This window comes from Streptomyces sp. NPDC111520 (assembly GCF_055635295.1).
This window is the reverse complement of record NZ_JBVKBW010000004.1, coordinates 606290-625840: the sequence shown is the minus strand read 5'-3', so window position 1 is coordinate 625840 and position 19551 is coordinate 606290. Positions and strand designations below refer to the sequence as shown.

At 71.6% G+C, this 19551-nt stretch carries 5 protein-coding genes; 2 read left to right on the top strand and 3 right to left on the bottom strand.

All coding sequences use genetic code 11. The features are described 5' to 3' along the window. Positions 1 to 12 precede the first annotated feature (12 nt). The 3 genes from ACZ7MY_RS12195 to ACZ7MY_RS12185 form a co-directional block, all read right to left on the bottom strand. Positions 13 to 855, bottom strand: a complete 843-nt coding sequence (locus tag ACZ7MY_RS12195; RefSeq protein WP_499601283.1) for an ArsR/SmtB family transcription factor — start codon at positions 853 to 855, stop codon at positions 13 to 15. A gap of 188 nt (positions 856 to 1043) precedes the next feature. Next, positions 1044 to 1646 (bottom strand): GPP34 family phosphoprotein, encoded by a 603-nt coding sequence (locus ACZ7MY_RS12190; RefSeq protein WP_499601282.1) that lies wholly within the window; start codon positions 1644 to 1646, stop codon positions 1044 to 1046. 371 nt (positions 1647 to 2017) lie between these two features. Next, positions 2018 to 2596 carry an SUKH-4 family immunity protein gene (locus tag ACZ7MY_RS12185; protein WP_499601281.1) on the bottom strand — a complete coding sequence of 193 codons (579 nt, stop codon included), beginning with the start codon at positions 2594 to 2596 and terminating at the stop codon, positions 2018 to 2020. Between the two features lie 348 nt (positions 2597 to 2944). Here ACZ7MY_RS12185 and ACZ7MY_RS12180 point away from each other — a divergent pair, with 348 nt between their 5' ends. Together ACZ7MY_RS12180 and ACZ7MY_RS12175 are read left to right on the top strand one after the other, a co-directional pair. Then, on the top strand, positions 2945 to 3157 hold the full coding sequence (locus tag ACZ7MY_RS12180; RefSeq protein WP_499601280.1) for an MbtH family protein: 213 nt from the start codon (positions 2945 to 2947) through the stop codon (positions 3155 to 3157). 417 nt (positions 3158 to 3574) lie between these two features. Further along, positions 3575 to 19510, top strand: a complete 15936-nt coding sequence (locus tag ACZ7MY_RS12175) for a non-ribosomal peptide synthase/polyketide synthase (protein WP_499601279.1) — start codon at positions 3575 to 3577, stop codon at positions 19508 to 19510. Positions 19511 to 19551: the final 41 nt, after the last annotated feature.

The window sequence follows — 19551 nt, the reverse complement described above, 5'->3', positions numbered from 1 at the left end:
GCGGGGTGCGCGTCAGCTCGCCGCGTCCGTGTCCTCGTGCTCCGGCTCCTGCTCCGGCTCCGCGGGGGCCGGCCCGGGAAGTTCACTTCCGGTCTCGAGCAGGCTCTTGAGGCTGGAGATGACGGCCGGCCACCCGCTCTGCAGCATCTGCAGCACGGTGCTGCCGGGTTCGAAACCGTCGTGGCGCACGGTGAGTTTGACCATCGCGCCGAGGGGCTCGATGTCGAAGGTGACGCGGGACCTCGGTTCCGCGGTGATCCTGGCCAAGGTCTCGTCCTCCACGCCGGCCGCCCGGGCCCAGTCGGAGGTGAAGGTGTGCCAGGTGTAGGAGAGCCGCCGGTAGGGATCCGATTCCAGGACGACCTGCTCGGGGTCCGCGTCCGCCAGCCCCTGACCGACCCAGGTCATGGGCGAGCCGGCCTTCCAGTCGCTGACGATCTCCACACCCCAATAGCGGCGGGTGAAAGCGGGATCGGTCAGGCCCCGCCAGAGCTTGTCCGGCGTCGTCTTGATGTAGGTGGTGTAGAGGAATTCGGTGTCACCCATGGGTGGTGTCTCCAGTGCTTGTCTCAGGTCGGCGAGCGCGTGCACACGCGCACGGTCGTAGCGGCTGATCCACCGGTCCGCGATGGCGTTGATCGGCTCGGCGTTGAGGTAGTGCAGCTTCTCCCGGCCGCTCCTGACCGTGGTGACCAGATCGGCACCCTCCAGGACGGCCAGATGCTTGCTGACCGACTGCCGGGCCATGTCCAGACCCACGCACAGCTCCGACAGGGTCTGTCCGTTGCGGTTGTTGAGGCTGTCCAGCAACCGGCGCCGGCTCGCGTCCGCCAGCGCCTTGAACACCTCGTCCATCCTGAGCCTCCATATGCAGCCGAACAGCTGCATGTCAAGATAGGCAGCCAATCGGCTGCATGTCAACCGCCCGGCCGACTCCGCGGCCGGGGGCTCCTACGAGGCGAGACCGGAGCGAGTGGCGAGGCGAGGCAGCGAACGGAAGGCGGTGGTGGCGGCGCAGGATGGAGCGCCGCTGCGGGCATGCGTCAGGGGGCACGCCAGATGTTGTCGTACGCCTCCTGCTCGATCGTCAGGCGCTGCCGCACCGCCTCCAGTTCCTCCACGGCGGCGTTCACCTCGGCGAGCACGGTCGCCACCGTGTCGTCCGTGACGTCGGGCGCCTCACTGCCGGGGTCCGCGGGAACCCTGACCGCGGCGGCGAGTGCGACCAGGACGGGCTCCCTGGACGTCCACCGTTCGACGGCCTCCTGGCGGGCGGCGGACTCGACCATCACCAGCTCGCCGGCCTCCAGTGGCCACCAGTGGCGGCGCCGCATGACGGCGACTCCGGAGGCCCGCAGGTCCTCCCGATAGGCGGCTGTCAGGTCGCGGCCCCTGCGCCACAGCCAGTCCTTGACCGACTCGTACGGTGCAGGTGCGACGGCGGCTGCGGCCCGGTCCAGGAGGCGGTCGCCCGTGGAGAAGCGGTCACCGGGAACGACGAGGTCACCGTCCAGGGTGGCCGCTCCGTGGGCGAGCAGGTCCAGCAGTTCGGCCCCCGCGAGGGCGAGAGACAGGTCGCCCTGCGGTACCGGGGGGCTCGGCGACACATGCATGACGACGATCAGCAGGTCCCGCGGTGTGGTCATGGCGACTCTCCGTCGTAGAGGCCACCACAGTACGTCGCAGGCGACCCCGGTCCCGCCGTCGACACGACAGGGCCGCCGCCGCCCGCCCGTCCTCCGGAGCGGACGTCGCGGGTCGCGGAAGCGCGTTTCTGCGGCCCTGCTCCCGGACGGCGCGCCAGCAGCGGTAGGCGCGGGGAGACCTGGGCATTCTCCCGGTCGTGTCGACGTATGACCGCATCGGCGCGACGTACCGTCACACGCGGCGACCCGACCGCCGGATCGGTGGCCGGATCCACGAGACGCTCGGCGTAGCCGGGCACCATGGAGCGTCACCAGATACCGGGCTGCACGGCTCGGCCCCGCCGGGCGGCCGTGGTGCCGGCGGGCGGACGTCACCACATCCCTCCGGACACCTCGTCGTGGACGGTCTCCCAGATTCCGTCCCCGTCCGCGTACGGAAGCGGGTCGACCCGGGACAGCGCTTCCCTGATCTCCTCCGCGACGGCGATCAGGTCGTCGATCTCCGGGAACTCGTCCGGGGGGTCGTAGTCAGGCCGGCGGCGCTCCAGGAGGTACATGCCGTAGGCCATCCCGGAGACGTCGGTGTGGACGTCCTCGATCCGGCGGGTGTCGGGGTTGATCGCGCGGACGGACCCCGTCCTCCCGTCGAGCACCACGTCGCTCGAGAACACCCGGCCCAGATGCAGCCAGTGGTGCGCGTCGGAGGTGAAGCCCTCGAAGTCCACCAGGCGACCGACGTCCCGGTGCGCGGACAACGGGGTCAGTCCGTCCGCCAGGTCCTCCCGGAGTTCGAAGAGCACACCGTCGGCCCGGGGCAGGCCCACTTCGGCCAGGAAGCGGGCCGTGGCCTCGTGGACGAGCAGGTCCCCCTGCACGTCGAGGGGGACGCGCACGATGCGCCCCGGAGCGAAGACCTCGGCGAGGAGGGCGGGGGTCACGGAGGCGATCATGGTGCTTCCTGTTCGACGGATCCATCTGAAACGGACTCAGGCTACGTCTCCTCTCCTTGACGCTCGCCGCCGGTGGAGCGGTGCCGCGGCGCTCGACGCCACTGCCGGACGCTCTCGCGCAGGTCGCTCACCCGCCCTCCGGCGACAGCCGATCCAGGGAAGTGGTCGCAGTGAGGGGCCTCGTTCACCCAGGCGATGCGGCGGGTGCACCGCGATCGCCCTGCCACCGCAAGATCATCCCTGTGCTCACTGGAAGTAACTCCAAGTTTGCCTACCATCGCTACATTCCGCGGAAGTAAAGCTCGGTAAAGCACAAGTAATTTGCGCGAATATCAGAAAGCACCGGAAATGACGAACCCGTTCGAGGACCAGGACGCCACTTACCTGGTGCTGGTCAACGCAGAAGAGCAGCACTCGCTGTGGCCGACCTTCGTCGACGTCCCCGAGGGCTGGGAGATCGCATTCGGCGAGGCTTCACGACAGGACTGCCTGGACTACATTGAGCGTACATGGACCGACATGCGGCCCAAGAGCCTGGTCGACGCCATGGGTGGCAACTGAACGCACCGGCGCCTGCCGTCCGTTGAATCCCGGCGGACCGCACTCGGAGCCGAGCGACCGGGCGGGGGCCGCCGCACGCACCCTGCGGCCTCGCCGCTCCCCGAACTCCGGAGCGGCTCCCCCGCCAACCGCCCGGGGACCGCACGCGGACCACGGGTGACCCGACGGGCGCCGGACCGCTCGCCCGGGCCGCATTCAAGGCAACCCCTCGTTCTTCTGATGTCAGCGAGAACGCACCACACCTTCAAAAACAACTAAAGGGCCTCCCCGGTCGCCACCCCGGGGGCCCGCATTGCACCGCGCACGCGGCCGGACTCCGAGAGCAAAATTAATCTGTCGCCGACAGATACGGGGTCCGTGTGGCACAGGAATTCGCGCTGATTTCTCGCTGGATATCAAGTACACGGGGTATTCAATATGCCTAACCATGCCAAGAAGGCCCTGACCGCGGCTCAGAAGGGCATCTGGTACGCCCAGGAACTGGATCCGGAGAGCCCGGCCCAGAACATGGTGGAGTACCTGGACATCGCCGGCCCTCTGCAGCTCGCCCTGCTGGAGGCGGCGTTCGGCCAGGCGCTGGCCGAGGCCGAGGTGTCGCACCGGCGGTTCGGGCAGGACGACGACGGCCCGTGGCAGGTGGCGGAACCCCTGGCCGACTACCGGTTGCCCGTGGTCGACCTGCGGGCGGAGCCCGAGCCGGTGGCGGCCGCGGAGGCATGGATGCGGGCCGACGCGGCCCGCCCCGCCGATCTCGAACACGGCCGGATCATCACCTTCACCGCGCTCACGGTGGGCGAGGACAGGACCGTGGTGTACCTGCGGGCCCATCACATCGCGGTGGACGCCGTCGGCTACGGGGTGTGGCTGAACCGGGTGACGGAGATCTACACCGCCCTCGAAGAGGGGCGCGACTGCCCGTTCACGCCGTTCGCCACCCTCGAGGAGATCCTGGCCGACGACGAGTCCTACCGCGCGAGCCAGCGGTTCGCGCGGGACCGCGCGTACTGGGCCGAGCGGATGCAGGACGCGCCCGAGGCCGTCACCCTGGCCTCCGGGACGGCGTCGGCGTCCCACCGTGCTCACCGCCGCACCGCCGAGGTCTCGGCCGAGGTGGCGCAGTCGCTTCGGCAGGTGGCCCGCGCCTCGGGCGTCGCCATGCCCGCCCTGCTGATCGGGGCCGCCGGGCTGTACGTGCACCGGGTGGCACAGGCGCAGGACGTCGTGATGGGGCTGACCGTCACGGCGCGCAAGGGGTCACGGGTGCAGGGGTCGGTGGCGAGCATGGCCCAGGTGCTGCCGCTGCGCATGCGCGTCGCGGCGGGCATGAGCGTGCGTGACCTGGCCAGGGAGGCGTCCGCGCGGAGCCGGGGGGTGCTGCAGCACCAGCGTTACCGGTACGAGGACCTGTACCGCGACCTCAAACTCGCCCGCACGGGCGGCCGCGTGTTCGGTCCCGCGATCAACTTCCTTCCCGACGACCGGGCGATGCCCCGGTTCGGGCAGTGCGAGACCACCGCGCGCACCTACCTGGCGAACGGTGCGGTGGACGACCTGACGATCCTCATCTACGAGCGGGACACGGGTCTGCGGCTGGACTTCCTGGCCAACCCGGCGCTCTACACCGAGGAGGAGAACGCCGCCCACCAGACGCGGTTCCTGCATCTGCTCACCGCCCTGGCCGGCCTGGAGCCCGACACGCCGATCGCCCGGCTGGACCTGGCCACCCCCGTCGAACACCACCGGATGCTGGTGGAGTGGAACGACACCTCGCGGGACGTTCCCCTCACGACGCTTCCCGAGCTGTTCCAGTCGCAGGTCGCGCGCACGCCGGACGCGACCGCGGTGGCGTCCGGGGACACCCGGCTGACGTACGCGGAGCTGAACGCCCGGGCGAACCGTCTGGCGCGGCTGCTGGTCGCCAAGGGTGTGGGGCCGGAGGACCGGGTGGCCGTGCTGATGGACCGCTCGGCCGACCTGGTGGTCGCCCTGCTCGCGGTGGTGAAGGCGGGGGCGGCGTACGTGCCCGTGGATCCCGCCTATCCCGCCGACCGGATCGCTTACCTGCTCCGGGACGCCCGGCCCGGCCTCGTGCTCTCCAGTGAGGCGGCGCGGGAGGAACTGCCGGACGAGGTGACCGCTCTGGCGATCGATGCCCCGGCTACCGTCGCCGTGCTGGAGGACCTGGGTGACGCCGACCTGACCGACGCCGAGCGGTGCGCGGTGCTGCGGGCCGCGCATCCGGCGTACGTGATCTACACCTCCGGGTCCACCGGCCGGCCCAAGGGCGTGGCGGTACCGCACGCGGGGCTGGTGAACCAGTTGCTGTGCCTGCGCGAGGCAAGCGGCACGAAGGCCGGCGACGTCGTGCTGGCACGTACGTCCGCGAGCTTCGACGCGGCCGGCTGCGAGGTGTGGCTGCCACTGGTCAGCGGCGCCGCGATGTCCCTGGTCTCCACCGAGGAGGCCCGGGACCCGCAGAGGTTGATGGCCCATATCGTGGGCCACGGCGTCACGGTGGCGCAGCTCGTTCCCTCGATCCTGGACACCCTCCCCCTGGAGGACGCCGGTCGCCTCCGCCTCGTCCTCTCCGGTGGCGAGGCGCTTCCCGCTCCCTTGGCGGCGCGCGTCGCCGAGGCGTGGGGCGTTCCGTTGATCAATCTGTACGGGCCGACCGAGACGACCATCCAGGTCACGTACGGACGGTGGAATGCGGCGGACCGCGGGCACTCCACCGTGCCCATCGGCCGCCCGGTGTGGAACACCCGGGCGTACGTGCTCGACGGTGCGCTGCGGCCGGTGCCGCCGGGTGTGACGGGCGAGCTGTACATCGCCGGCATGCAGCTGGCGCGGGGATACCTGGACCGCCCCGCCCTGAGCGCGCAGCGGTTCGTGGCCAGCCCGTTCGCGTCTGGCGAGCGGATGTACCGGACCGGTGACCTGGCACGATGGGGCGCCGACGGTCAACTGGAGTACCTGGGCCGGGCGGACGACCAGGTGAAGATCCGCGGTTTCCGGATCGAGCCGGGTGAGGTCGAGGCCGCGCTGACGGCGCATCCGTCCGTGGGCCAGGCTGCGGTGGTCGTACGTGAGGACCAGCCCGGCGACCGGCGCCTCGTCGGCTACGTCGTCCCGGTGAGCGGTCCCGACGGCGCGGGCAGCGTGGACGGTGTCGACATCGCGGACGTCCGGGCCGGTCTGTCAGCCGTACTGCCCGGCTACATGCTGCCGGCGGCGATCGTCGCACTGGACGCACTGCCGCTCACGGTGAACGGCAAGCTGGACCGCAAGGCGCTGCCGGCTCCGCATCACGATGCGGACAGCAGCGGCCGGCGTCCCGCGTCGGCACAGGAGGAGATCCTGTGCGCGCTGGCCGCCGACGTGCTCAACCTGCCCTCCGTCGGGGTGGACGACAACTTCTTCGAGGTGGGCGGGCACTCCTTGCTCGCGACCCGGCTGGTCAGCCGCATCCGGTCGGTGTTCGGGGTGGAGGTGCCGATCCGGACGCTGTTCGAAGCACCGACGTTCCGTGAACTGGCGGTCCGGCTGACCGCCTCCGGCGCGTCCCGGCCCCCGTTGACGCCCGCGCGGCGACCGGAGTTGGTGCCGCTGTCGTTCGCCCAGCAGCGCCTGTGGTTCCTCAGCGAGCTGGAAGGCCCCTCGGCCACCTACAACATCCCCATGGCGCTGCGGCTGACCGGCATTCTGGACACCGACGCCCTGCGCGCCGCGCTGCACGACGTCGTGGGCCGGCACGAGGTGCTGCGCACGGTCTTCACCATCGTGGACGGCCGGCCCCACCAGCGGATCCTTCCGTCCGAGGAGGCCCGTGTCGTGCTGCCGGTCGTACCGGTGGCGGAAGGCGCCCTGCGGTCCTGGGTGACCGAGGCCGCCGGGCACCGGTTCGACCTGGCCACCGAGATCCCCGTCCGCACGTCGCTGGCCGAGGTGGGGCCGGACGACCATGTGCTGGTCATGGTGGTGCACCACATCGCGGGTGACGGCTGGTCGCTGGGCCCGCTGGCGCGTGACCTGTCGGCCGCCTACGCCGCCCGCGTCACCGGTGAACTCCCCGCGTGGGGCGCGTTGCCGGTGCAGTACGCCGACTACGGCCTGTGGCAGCGGGAGCTGCTGGGTGACGCGGCCGACTCCGCCAGCATCCTGTCGGAGCAACTCGCCTACTGGCGCCACGCGCTGGACGGGGCGCCCGAGGAACTGGCCCTGCCCACCGACCGGCACCGTCCCCCCGTGGCCACCCACCGCGGCGGCACCGTCGACCTCCACGTCGACGTCGAGGTCCACCGGGCGCTGGTCGAGCTGGCCCGCGCACATGGCGTCACCGTGTTCATGGTCGTCCAGGCGGCACTGGCCGTCCTCCTGAACCGCCTCAGCGCCGGGGACGACATCCCGATCGGCACCCCCGTCGCCGGACGCACCGACGAGGCGGTGGAGGACCTCGTCGGGTTCTTCGTCAACACCCTCGTCCTGCGCTCCGACGTGTCCGGTGATCCGACGTTCCTGGACGTGCTGGGTCAGGCGCGTGAGACGGCGCTGAGCGCGTACGCGCATCAGGACGTGCCGTTCGAACGGCTGGTGCAACAGCTCACCCCGGCCCGGTCGATGGCCCGCCACCCCCTGTTCCAGGTGATGCTCACCCTCCAGAACAACACCACACCGGATCTCGAACTGCCCGGCCTGGACGTCGAGATCCTGTCCACCGGCGAGGTGCCCGCCAAGTTCGACCTCGACGTCCAGCTCGGCGAACACCTCACCGACGCGGGTGAGCCCGCGGGCCTGCACGGCGCGATCACCTACGCCACCGACCTGTTCGACCACCACACCGTCGCCGGCATCGGCGAACGTCTCGTCCGGGTCCTGGAGGCGGTGGTCGCCGACCCGTCGGTCCGCGTGCGCCGGATCGACGTCCTCAGCCCGGCCGAACACCAGCGCATCCTGGAGGAGTGGAACGACACCGCCCGTGAGGTGCCGCGGGCCACGGTGTCGGAGTTGTTCCAGGCGCAGGCCGCACGCACCCCGGACGCCACCGCCGTGGTGTTCGCGGGCGTCGACGTGTCCTACGCGGAACTCGACGCCCGCGCCAACCGGCTCGCCCGGCTGCTGGCCGAGCACGGGGCACGGCCCGAACGACTGGTCGCGCTGGCCCTTCCCCGCTCCGTCGACCTCGTCGTCGCCATCCTGGCCACCCTCAAGACAGGCGCCGCCTACCTCCCGATCGACCCCGGCCACCCGGCCGATCGCATCGCCTACGTGATGGCCGACGCCCGGCCCGCGCTGGTGGTGACCACGCGTGCGGTGGAACCAGTGCTGCCGGAAGGCGCGGCGCGGCTGGTCCTGGACGCCCCGGAGACCGCCGAGGCGGTCTCACGTCGTGAGGGCGGGAACCTGACCGACGCCGAGCGCGGCGTGGCGCTGCTGCCCGCCCACGCCGCGTACGTGATCTACACCTCCGGCTCCACGGGCCGGCCGAAGGGGACGGTGGTCTCGCACCACGCGCTCGGCAACTTCGTGGCCGCCCTGCGCGAGCACCTGGCGCTGGGCACCGACGACGCCCTCGTCGCGGTGACCACGGTGGCGTTCGACATCCACACGCTGGAGGTCTACGTACCCCTGGTGTCCGGCGCCCGCGTGGTGCTCGCCGACCGTGACACCGCCCGGGACCCGCGGGCCCTGGCCGAACTGATCCGCCAGTCGGGCGCCACAGTGCTGCAGGCGACGCCCGCGGTGTGGCAGGCCCTGGCCGCGGAGGCACCGGACGCGATCGGCGGGCTGCGGGCGCTGGTCGGCGGTGAGGCACTGACATCGGCGCTCGCTGAGCAGTTGACGGCAGCAGCGGTGTCGGTGACCAACCTCTACGGCCCGACGGAGACCACCGTGTGGTCGACGCTGGCGCCCCTGCATCCCGGACACGGCACCCGTGTCCCCATCGGGCAGCCCATCTGGAACACCCGGGTGTTCGTGCTGGACGCGGCCCTTCGGCCGGTGCCGCTCGGCGTGCCCGGGGAGCTGTACATATCCGGAGCCGGCCTGGCCCGGGGATATCTCGACCGGCCCGCGCTGACCGCGGAGCGGTTCGTCGCCAACCCCTACGACGGGGCGGGCGAACGCATGTACCGCACCGGGGACCTGGTCCGCTGGAACACCGACGGGCAGCTGGAGTACCTGGGCCGGACCGACGACCAGGTCAAGATCCGCGGCTTCCGCATCGAACTCGGCGAGGTCGAGGCGGCTCTGCTCGCCCACCCGTCCGTCGCCCAAGCGGCGGCGGTGGTGCGTGAGGACCAGCCGGGCGACAAGCGCCTGGTCGGCTACGTCGTCCCGGCGAGCGGAACCGAAAGGCTCGACATCGGGAACGTCCGTACCGGCCTGTCCGCCGTGCTGCCGGACTACATGGTGCCGGCGGCGGTCGTCGCACTGGACGGGCTCCCGCTCACTATCAACCGCAAGCTGGACCGCAAGGCGTTGCCCGCCCCCGACTACGGCACCGGTGTCGGCGGCCGCGGTCCGTCGAGCGCGCAGGAGGAAATCCTGTGCGCGGTCTTCGCCGAAGTGCTCGACCTGACGTCGGTCGGGGTCGACGACGACTTCTTCGAACTCGGCGGCCACTCCCTGCTCGCGACCCGGCTGGTCAGCCGCATCCGGTCGGTGCTCGGGGTGGACGTGCCGATCCGGACGGTGTTCGAGACCCCCACCCCGGCCGCCCTCGCCGGCCGGCTGACCACCACCTCCCGTGCCTCCCGGCCCCGGCCGGCGCCGGCGCGGCGGCCGGAGCTGGTGCCGCTGTCGTACGCCCAGCAGCGCCTGTGGTTCCTGGGCGAACTGGAAGGCCCCACAGCCACCTACAACATCCCGATGACGCTGCGCCTGACCGGCAGCCTGGACACCGACGCCCTGCGCGCCGCGCTGCACGACGTCGTGGCCCGGCACGAAGTCCTGCGCACCGTGATCACCACCGTCGACGGCCGGCCCCACCAGCGCATCATCGGCACGGACGAAGTCCCTGACCTGCTCACCTTCGTCGACGTCGAACAGGCCTCACAGGCCGGGGCCGAAGCGGCCGCGCACCGCTTCGATCTGGCCAACGAGATCCCGCTCCACGCCCGCCTGATCCGGACCGGTCCCGATGAGCATGTGCTGGTCGTCGTCCTCCACCACATCGCGGGCGACGGCTGGTCCCTCGGCCCGCTGGCCCACGACGTGTCCACCGCCTACACCGCCCGCGCCACCGGTGACGTCCCCACCTGGGCAGCGCTGCCCGTGCAGTACGCCGACTACGCCCTCTGGCAGCGGGAGTCGCTGGGGGACGCGTCCGACCCCGGCAGCCTCCTGACCGAGCAGCTCGCCTACTGGCGCCACGCGCTGGAGGGGGCGCCGGAGGAGCTGGCGCTGCCGGTCGACCGGCCCCGTCCCCCCGTGGCCTCCCACCGCGGCGCCACCGTCGACCTCCACATCGACGCCGCCGTCCACCAGGCGGTCGTCGACCTGGCGCGGGCGCAGGGTGTGACCGTGTTCATGGTCGTCCAGGCGGCACTGGCTGTGCTCCTGAACCGTCTCGGCGCCGGGGAGGACGTCCCCATCGGCACCCCCATCGCCGGGCGCACCGACGAAGCACTCGACGACCTGGTCGGATTCTTCGTCAACACCCTCGTCCTGCGCACCGACCTGTCGGGGAACCCCGACTTCAGCCGGCTCCTCGAACGCACGCGTGAGCACGCGCTCAACGCCTACGCGCACCAGGACATCCCGTTCGAGCGCCTGGTGGAAGAGCTCTCGCCGACCCGGTCGATGGCCCGCCACCCCCTGTTCCAGGTCATGCTCACCCTGCAGAACAACGCGCGGGCCACGCTGGACCTGCCCGGCCTGTCCGCCGAGGCCCTGCCCACCGGCGGCGGTCCCGCCAAGTTCGACCTCGACGTCCAGCTCAACGAACACCTCACCGGCGACGGCAAGCCCGCGGGCCTGCACGGCGCGATCACCTACGCCACCGACCTGTTCGACCACCACACCGCCGCCGCCATCGCCGAACGCTTCACCCGGGTCCTGGAAGCTGTCACCGCGCATCCGTCCGTCCCGGTGAGCCGGATCGACGTCCTCAGCCCGGCCGAACACCACCGCGTCCTGGTGGAGTGGAACGACACGGCCCGGGAGCTGCCGCAGGCCGCGGTCGCCGAGTTGTTCGAGTCCCAGGTCGCACGCACCCCGGACGCCACCGCCGTGGTGTTCGAAGGCGTGGACGTGTCCTACGCCGAACTCAACGCGCGCGCCAACCAGCTCGCCCGGCTGCTGATCGAACACGGCGCGGAACCCGAGCGGCTGGTCGCGCTGGCCCTTCCCCGGTCCGTCGACCTCGTCGTCGCCATCCTGGCCACCCTCAAGACAGGCGCGGCCTACCTCCCCGTCGATCCCGGTCACCCGGTCGATCGCATCGCGTACCTGCTAGCCGAGGCACGGCCCTCGGTCCTCATCGGCGGCGACGCGACGTGGGAGAGCCTGCCGGGCGTCGACGTCACTCGTCCGTCCCTCGACGACCTGTCGAGCCGGGCCACGCATGATCTGTCCGACGCGGACCGCGGCAACCCGCTGCTGCCCGACCACCGCGCGTACGTCATCTACACCTCGGGCTCCACGGGGCGTCCCAAGGGCGTCGCGGTCACGCATCGCTCGCTCGCCAACAACATCACCGCCGTCGCGCCGCAGTACGGGATCGACGAGCGTTCCCGGATGCTGGGGGCGACGGCGTTCAGCTTCGACGTGTCGGTGCAGGACCTCTTCATCACCCTGGTCTCCGGTGCGGCCTTCGTGCTCGCCGCCGATGAGGACCGGGTCGACCTCGAACGCCTCCAGGACTTGATGCGTACGCAGGACGTGTCCGTGGCGCACGTGACACCGGGGGTCGCGCGGCAACTGGACCCCGCGCGCCTGCCGGAGCTGCGAACGCTAGTGGTGGGAGGTGAGGCGCCGGACGCGGGTCTCGTCAACCGGTGGGCCACTGCCGACCGGGAGTTCTACAACAGCTACGGGCCGACGGAGACGACCATCGGCGCCACGCTGATGCGGTGTGCCGCACGGTCGTGGGAGCGCACTCCGCCCATCGGCCGCCCGCTGGCGAACGTCCGGGCCTTTGTGCTGGACGCGGCGCTGCGGCCGGTGGCTCCGGGAGTGGCCGGGGAGTTGTACCTCGCCGGCGTGCAGGTGGCGCGGGGGTACGTCAACCGGCCCGGCCTGACGGCGGAGCGGTTCGTCGCCAACCCCTACGGCACGCCCGGCGAGCGGATGTACCGGACCGGGGACCTGGTCCGGTGGAACTCCGACGGGCTGCTCGAATACCTCGGCCGCACCGACGACCAGGTCAAGGTCCGCGGCTTCCGCATCGAACTCGGCGAGATCCAGGCGGCTCTGCTCGCCCAACCGTCCGTCGCCCAGGCGGCTGTCATCGTCCGCGAGGACCAGCCGGGCGACAAGCGCCTGGTGGGCTATGTCGTCCCGGCGAGCGGAACGGATGTCGCGGACATCCGTGCCGGCCTGTCGGCCGTACTGCCGGACCACATGCTGCCGTCGGCGATCGTCGAGCTGGACGCGCTCCCGCTCACGGTCAACCGCAAGCTGGACCGCAAGGCCCTGCCCGCCCCCGACTACAGCGCCGCGAGCCCGGGCCGGGAACCGCGGACCCTCCAGGAGCAGCTGCTCAGCCAGGCGTTCGCCGACGTCCTCGGCCTCCCGCACGTCGGGGTGGACGACAACTTCTTCGACCTCGGCGGACACTCCCTCCTGGCCACCCGTCTGGTCAGCCGTATCCGTACCGCCCTCGGGGCCGAGGTCCCGGTCCGGGCCCTGTTCGAGACCCCCACGGTCGCGGGGCTCGCCCTGCGTCTCGCGCAGAGCGGCGCCGACGCCGCGCGTCTGCCGCTGACCGTCCGGCCGCGGCCCGCGACGGTGCCGCTGTCGTACGCCCAGCAGCGCCTGTGGTTCCTGGAGCAGTTGGAAGGGCCGTCCGCGCTCTACAACATCCCCATCGCCCTCCGTCTCACCGGCGACCTCGATCCCGACGTCCTCCGGGCCGCGCTCGCCGACGTCATCGCGCGCCACGAAGTGCTCCGGACCGTCTTCGGGCATGTCGACGGCGCACCCGAGCAGCGCGTCCTCGCCCCTCAGGCGATCGACCTGCCGTTCTCTTCGGAGGAGATGCCGGAGGGCGAGGTGGCGCGGGCCGTGGCCGAGGAGGCGCGTCGCCCCTTCCACCTCTCCGACGAACTTCCCCTGCGGGCACGGATGTTCGCCGTCGCCCCGCGGGAACACGTGCTGGTCCTGGTACTGCACCACATCGCCGGCGACGGCTGGTCCCTGGCGCCGCTCGCCCGCGACATCTCCACCGCCTACACCGCCCGGGCAGGCGGCCGGACGCCCGCGTGGGAAGCGCTCCCGGTCCAGTACACGGACTACACGCTCTGGCAGCGCGAACTCCTGGGCGACGACCACGACCCGGCGAGCGTCCTCAACCGCCAACTGGACCACTGGCGCGAGGCCCTCGCCGGTCTGCCGGAGGAACTCACCCTGCCCACCGACCGGACCCGGCCGCCGGTGGCCTCCCACCACGGCGGGACCGTCGGCCTGCGCATCGACGGCGAACTCCACGAGCGGATCACCGATCTGGCCCGTGCCGAGGGCGTCACCGTCTTCATGGTGCTGCAAGCCGCCCTCGCCACGCTGCTCTTCCGCCTCGGCGCGGGTGCCGACATCCCCATCGGGACCTCGCTGGCGGGCCGCACCGACGAGAACCTGGACGAGCTGGTCGGCTTCTTCGTCAACACCCTGGTCATCCGCACCGACGTCTCGGGCGAACCGTCCTTCCGGGAACTGATGCACCGCGTACGCGAACGGGGTCTGGACGCCTTCGCCCACCAGGACGTGCCGTTCGAGCGGCTGGTGGAGGACCTGGCCCCCGCCCGGTCCATGGCCCGTCATCCGCTCTTCCAGGTCATGCTGGCGCTGCAGAACGCCGCTCCGGCCGACCTCGCCCTACCCGGTGTCGAGACCCACGTCCTGCACACGGGTGACCTGCCCGCCAAGTTCGACCTCGACGTCCAGCTCCGCGAGACCGGCGCCGGCGGCCTGACCGGCTCCGTCACCTACGCCGCCGACCTGTTCGACCACGGCACGGCGGAATCACTGGCCGAGCGGTTCTTCCGCGTTCTCGACATGGCGACCGCCGACCCCGCACGCCCCGTCACCGACATCGACCTGCTCGGCCCGGACGAGCGTCACACCGTGCTGGCGACGTGGAACGACACCGCTCACGAGGTGCCGGCGGCGGCGCTTCCGGACCTCTTCCAGGCCCAGGCCGCACGCACCCCTGACGCCACCGCCGTGGTCTTCGAGGACGAGCGGGTGTCCTACGCCGACCTCAACGCACGGGCCAACCGGCTCGCCCGGCTCATGGCCGAACGCGGCGCCGGACCCGAGACCCTTGTCGCGGTCCTCCTGGAGCGCTCCGCCGATCTCGTCGTCACGCTGCTGGCCGTCCTCAAGACAGGCGCCGCCTACCTCCCGGTCGACCCCGACCACCCGGCCGACCGCATCACCGGGCTCCTCGCCGACGCCGGTCCCGTACTCCTGGTCACCAGCGCCGCCCTGAACCCGGCAGCCAGCGGGCAGCTCCCCCGCCTCGTCCTCGACGACCCGGAAACCGCGCTCGCCCTCGACGCCCTCTCCCCGGCCGACCTGGACGACGGCGAGCGCACGCGGGGCCTTCTGGTCGATCACCCCGCCTACGTCATCTACACCTCCGGGTCCACCGGGCGCCCCAAGGGCGTGACGATCACCCACCGGGGCCTGGTCAACCGGTTGGCGTGGATGCAGGACGCCTACCGCCTGACCGCCGACGACCGCGTCGTGCAGAAGACCCCGTTCGGGTTCGACGTGTCGGTGTGGGAGTTCTTCTGGCCGCTGGTCGAGGGCGCGACGCTGGTGGCGGCCCGTCCGGGCGGTCACCGCGACCCGGGGTACCTGGCCGGACTGATCCGGCGCGAGCAGGTCAGCGTCGCCCACTTCGTCCCGTCGATGCTGCAGGTGTTCGTCGCCGAACCCGCCGCCCGGGAGTGCGCCTCCCTGCGGGCCGTGGTCTGCAGCGGCGAGGCATTGCCGGCCGCGTTGCGCGACCAGTTCCACGCCGTGCTGCCGATCCCGCTGCACAACCTGTACGGCCCGACCGAGGCCGCCATCGACGTCACCGCCTTCACGTGCGAGCCGGGGGCGGACGCCGGCGGTGGGGTGCCGATCGGACGCCCGGTGTGGAACACCCGGGTGTTCGTGCTGGACGCCGCGTTGCGGCCGGTACCGCCCGGCGTGGCGGGCGAGCTGTACCTGGCCGGTGTGCAGCTGGCCCGCGGCTATCTGGGCCGGCCGGGCCTGACCGCCGAGCGCTTCGTCGCCAACCCCCACGGCGCGCCCGGCGAGCGGATGTACCGCACGGGCGACCTGGCTCGCTGGAACACCGGCGGGCAACTGGAGTACCTGGGCCGCACCGACGACCAGGTGAAGATCCGCGGCTTCCGCATCGAACTCGGCGAGATCGAGGCCGCCCTGCTCGCCCACCCGTCCGTCACGCGGGCGGCCGTGGTGGTCCGCGAGGACCGCCCGGGCGACAAGCGCCTGGCCGGGTACGTGGTGGCGGCCGGTGACGCGGACGTCGCGCAGATGCGCGCACGCCTGGCGCAGGTGCTGCCCGAGTACATGGTCCCGTCCGCGATCCTGGCCCTGGACGAACTGCCGTTGACGGTCAACGGCAAACTCGACCGCAGGGCGCTGCCGGCTCCGGACTACGCCGCCGCGGTCACCGGCCGCGGGCCGTCGACGGTGCAGGAGGAGATCCTGTGCGCGCTGTTCGCCGAGGTGCTCGGCCTGCCCTCCGTCGGTGTCGACGACGACTTCTTCGAGCTCGGCGGGCACTCCCTGCTGGCGGTGACGCTCGTGGAACGGGCCCGGGCGGCGGGTGTCGCGGTGGACGTGCGGACGCTGTTCACGAGCCCGACCGTGGCCGGTCTCGCGGCGCTGGAGGGCGTACCGAAGGTGGCGCTGCCGGCCAACGGCATCCCCGCGGGGGCCACGGCGATCACACCGGAGATGGTGACGCTGGCCGAGCTCACGGCGGAGGAGATCGCCATCATCACCGCGGAGGTGCCCGGCGGCGCGGCCAACATCGCAGACATCTACCCGCTGGCGCCGCTCCAGGAGGGCATCCTCTTCCACCACCTGCTGGAGGGCGAGAACGGCAGCGACCTGTACACGCTGCCGTACGTCCTCCGCTTCGACTCCCGGGAGCGGGTGGACGCCGTCCTCGCCGCCGTGCAGCAGGTCGTCGACCGGCACGACATCCTGCGTACGGCCTTCCTGTGGGAAGCGCTCCGGGAGCCCGTCCAGGTCGTCCTGCGCACGGCCCCCGTCGCGGTCAGGACGCTCCGGCTGGAGGGCGCGGACGTCGTCGGCGGCCTGCTGGACACGCGCACGGCGCCGATGGACGTCCGGCGGGCGCCCCTGCTGCAGGCCGCGGTCGCGCAGGACCCCGACGACGGGCGGTGGGTCGTGCTGCTCGAGGTGCACCACCTCGTGCAGGACCGTACGTCCCTCGCCCTGGTCTTCGACGAGATCCGCGCGATCCTCTCCGGAGGCGCGGACACGCTGCCCGCGCCGCTGCCGTTCCGCGAGTTCGTAGCGCGGGCACGGCTCACGATCCCGGCGCAGGAGCACGAGCGGTTCTTCGCGGGGCTTGTGGGGGACGTGAGCGAGCCGACCGCGCCGTACGGGCTGCTGGACGTGCACGGCGACGGCCGCGGCGTGTCCGAGGTGCGCATGCCCCTCGGTCCCGATGTGGCGCAGCGGCTGCGGGAGCAGGCACGGAGCCTGGGTGTCAGCCCGGCGACGCTGTTCCACGTCGCCTGGGCGCGCGTCGTGTCGGCCACCTCGGGCCGTGACGACGTGGTGTTCGGCACCGTGCTGTTCGGCCGGATGAACGCGGGCGCCGGAGCCGACCGGGTACCCGGTCTGTTCGTCAACACGTTGCCCGCCCGCCTCGACGTCGGCTCCGTGAGCGTGCGCGAGGCCGTGTACGCCATGCGGCAACAACTCGCGGACCTGCTGGTGCACGAGCACGCGCCGCTCATCCTGGCCCAGCGGGCCAGCGCCCTTCCCGCCCGGACACCCCTGTTCACGTCACTCTTCAACTACCGTCACGCCGAGGACACGGCTGCACCGGGCCCCGACGGGATGGAACTGCTGCACGGGCACGAGCGCACCAACTACCCGCTGGAATTCGCCGTCAACGACCAGGACCCCCACTTCACCTTCACCATCCAGGCGGTGGACCCGGTCGATCCGCGGTCGCTGGGCGCCTTCATGCACACCGCGGTCGAGGACCTCGTCACGGCGCTGGAGGAGGAGCCCGAGCGGCCGCTGCGCGCAATCCACGTCCTGGACGACAAGGAACGCCGGCTGCTGGTCGAGTGGAACGACACCGCCCGGGATGTTGCTCCGGGGACGCTTCCCGAGCTGTTCCAGACGCAGGTGGCCCGTACGCCGGACGCGGCCGCGGTGGTGTTCGAGGACACCACGCTGACCTACGCGGAGCTGAACGCGCGGGCGAACCGGCTGGCGCGACTGCTGATGGCGCATGGTGCGGGCCCGGAGCAGCGGGTGGCGGTCATGATGGACCGCTCCGCAGATCTTGCCGTCACGCTGCTCGCCGTCCTCAAGTCCGGCGCCGCGTACGTGCCGATCGACCCCGAGTACCCGGCGGAACGCGTGGCCTACGTGCTGGACGACGCCACGCCGAGGCTGGTGGTGACGACCCGCCAGTTCCAGGGTGCATTGCCCGAGGGTGTGGTGCGGCTGGTACTGGACGACCAGGCGACCGAACTGCAGGGGCAGGCCGACACCGACCCCGACCAGATGCCGCTCCCGGCCCACCCCGCCTACGTCATCTACACCTCAGGCTCCACCGGACGACCCAAGGGCGTCACCGTCCCGCACGCAGGCGTGGTCAACCGACTCGCCTGGATGCAGCACGCCTACCAACTCACCCCCAACGACCGGGTCGTGCAGAAGACCCCCTTCGGCTTCGACGTATCGGTGTGGGAATTCTTCTGGCCCCTCCTGGAAGGCGCCACCCTCGTCGTCGCCCGCCCCGGCGGCCACCGCGACCCGGACTACCTCGCCGACCTCATCCGGCGCCGGCACGTCACCATCGCCCACTTCGTCCCCTCCATGCTCCAGGTGTTCACGGCGGCGGCCGAAACATCACAGTGGACGATGCCGTCCCTGCGCGCCGTCATGGCCAGCGGCGAAGCCCTCCCCGCCGAACTCCGCGACCGCTTCAACGAAGCCTTCGGCATCCCGCTCCACAACCTCTACGGGCCGACCGAAGCATCCATCGACGTCACCGCCCACACCTGCGAACCCCACACCACCAGCGTCGTCCCCATCGGCCGCCCCATCTGGAACACCCAGACCTACGTCCTGGACGCCGCACTCCAACCCGTACCCCCCGGCGTCGCCGGCGAGCTCTACCTCGCCGGCATCCAACTCGCCCGCGGCTACCTCGACCGGCCCGGCCTCACCGCCGAACGCTTCGTCGCCAACCCCCACAGCAGCACGCCCGGCGAACGCATGTACCGCACCGGCGACCTTGCCCGCTGGAACACCGACGGGCAACTCGAATACCTCGGCCGCACCGACCACCAGGTCAAAATCCGCGGCTTCCGCATCGAACTCGGCGAAATCGAAACCGCACTCCTCACCCACCCCGCCGTCGCCCACGCCACCGTCATCGTCCGCGAAGACCAACCCGGCGACCGACGTCTCACGGCCTACATCGTGCCGTCCCCCGAGGTGTCCGCCGAGGACGTCAGCGCCTTCCGGGCGGCGGCGGGCGGCGTGCTGCGGACCCATGTCGGCACGCTCCTGCCGGACTACATGGTCCCGTCCGCGATCGTCGTCCTGGACGAGCTGCCGGTCACGGTGAACGGCAAGCTGAACCGTTCCGCCCTCCCGGAGCCCGACTACGCCGGCCAAGCCGAGAGCAGGGAACCCGCCACACCCGAAGAGGCGGCTCTCTGCGGCATCTTCGCGAAGGTACTGGGCCTCCCCGACTTCGGAGTGGACGACAACTTCTTCGATCTCGGCGGGCATTCCCTCCTCGCCACGCAGCTCGCCGGCCACATCCGCGCCGCCCTCAACAGGGACGTCCCGATCCGCGCGATCTTCGAAACGCCCACCCCCGCCGGACTGGCCAAGCGGCTGGGACCGGAGAAGCACAGCCGGCCCGCCCTGCGTCCCCGGCAGCGCTAGCGCCGCCGCCCCGCTCGGTCCCGCAGTTCCACCTGTTCAGT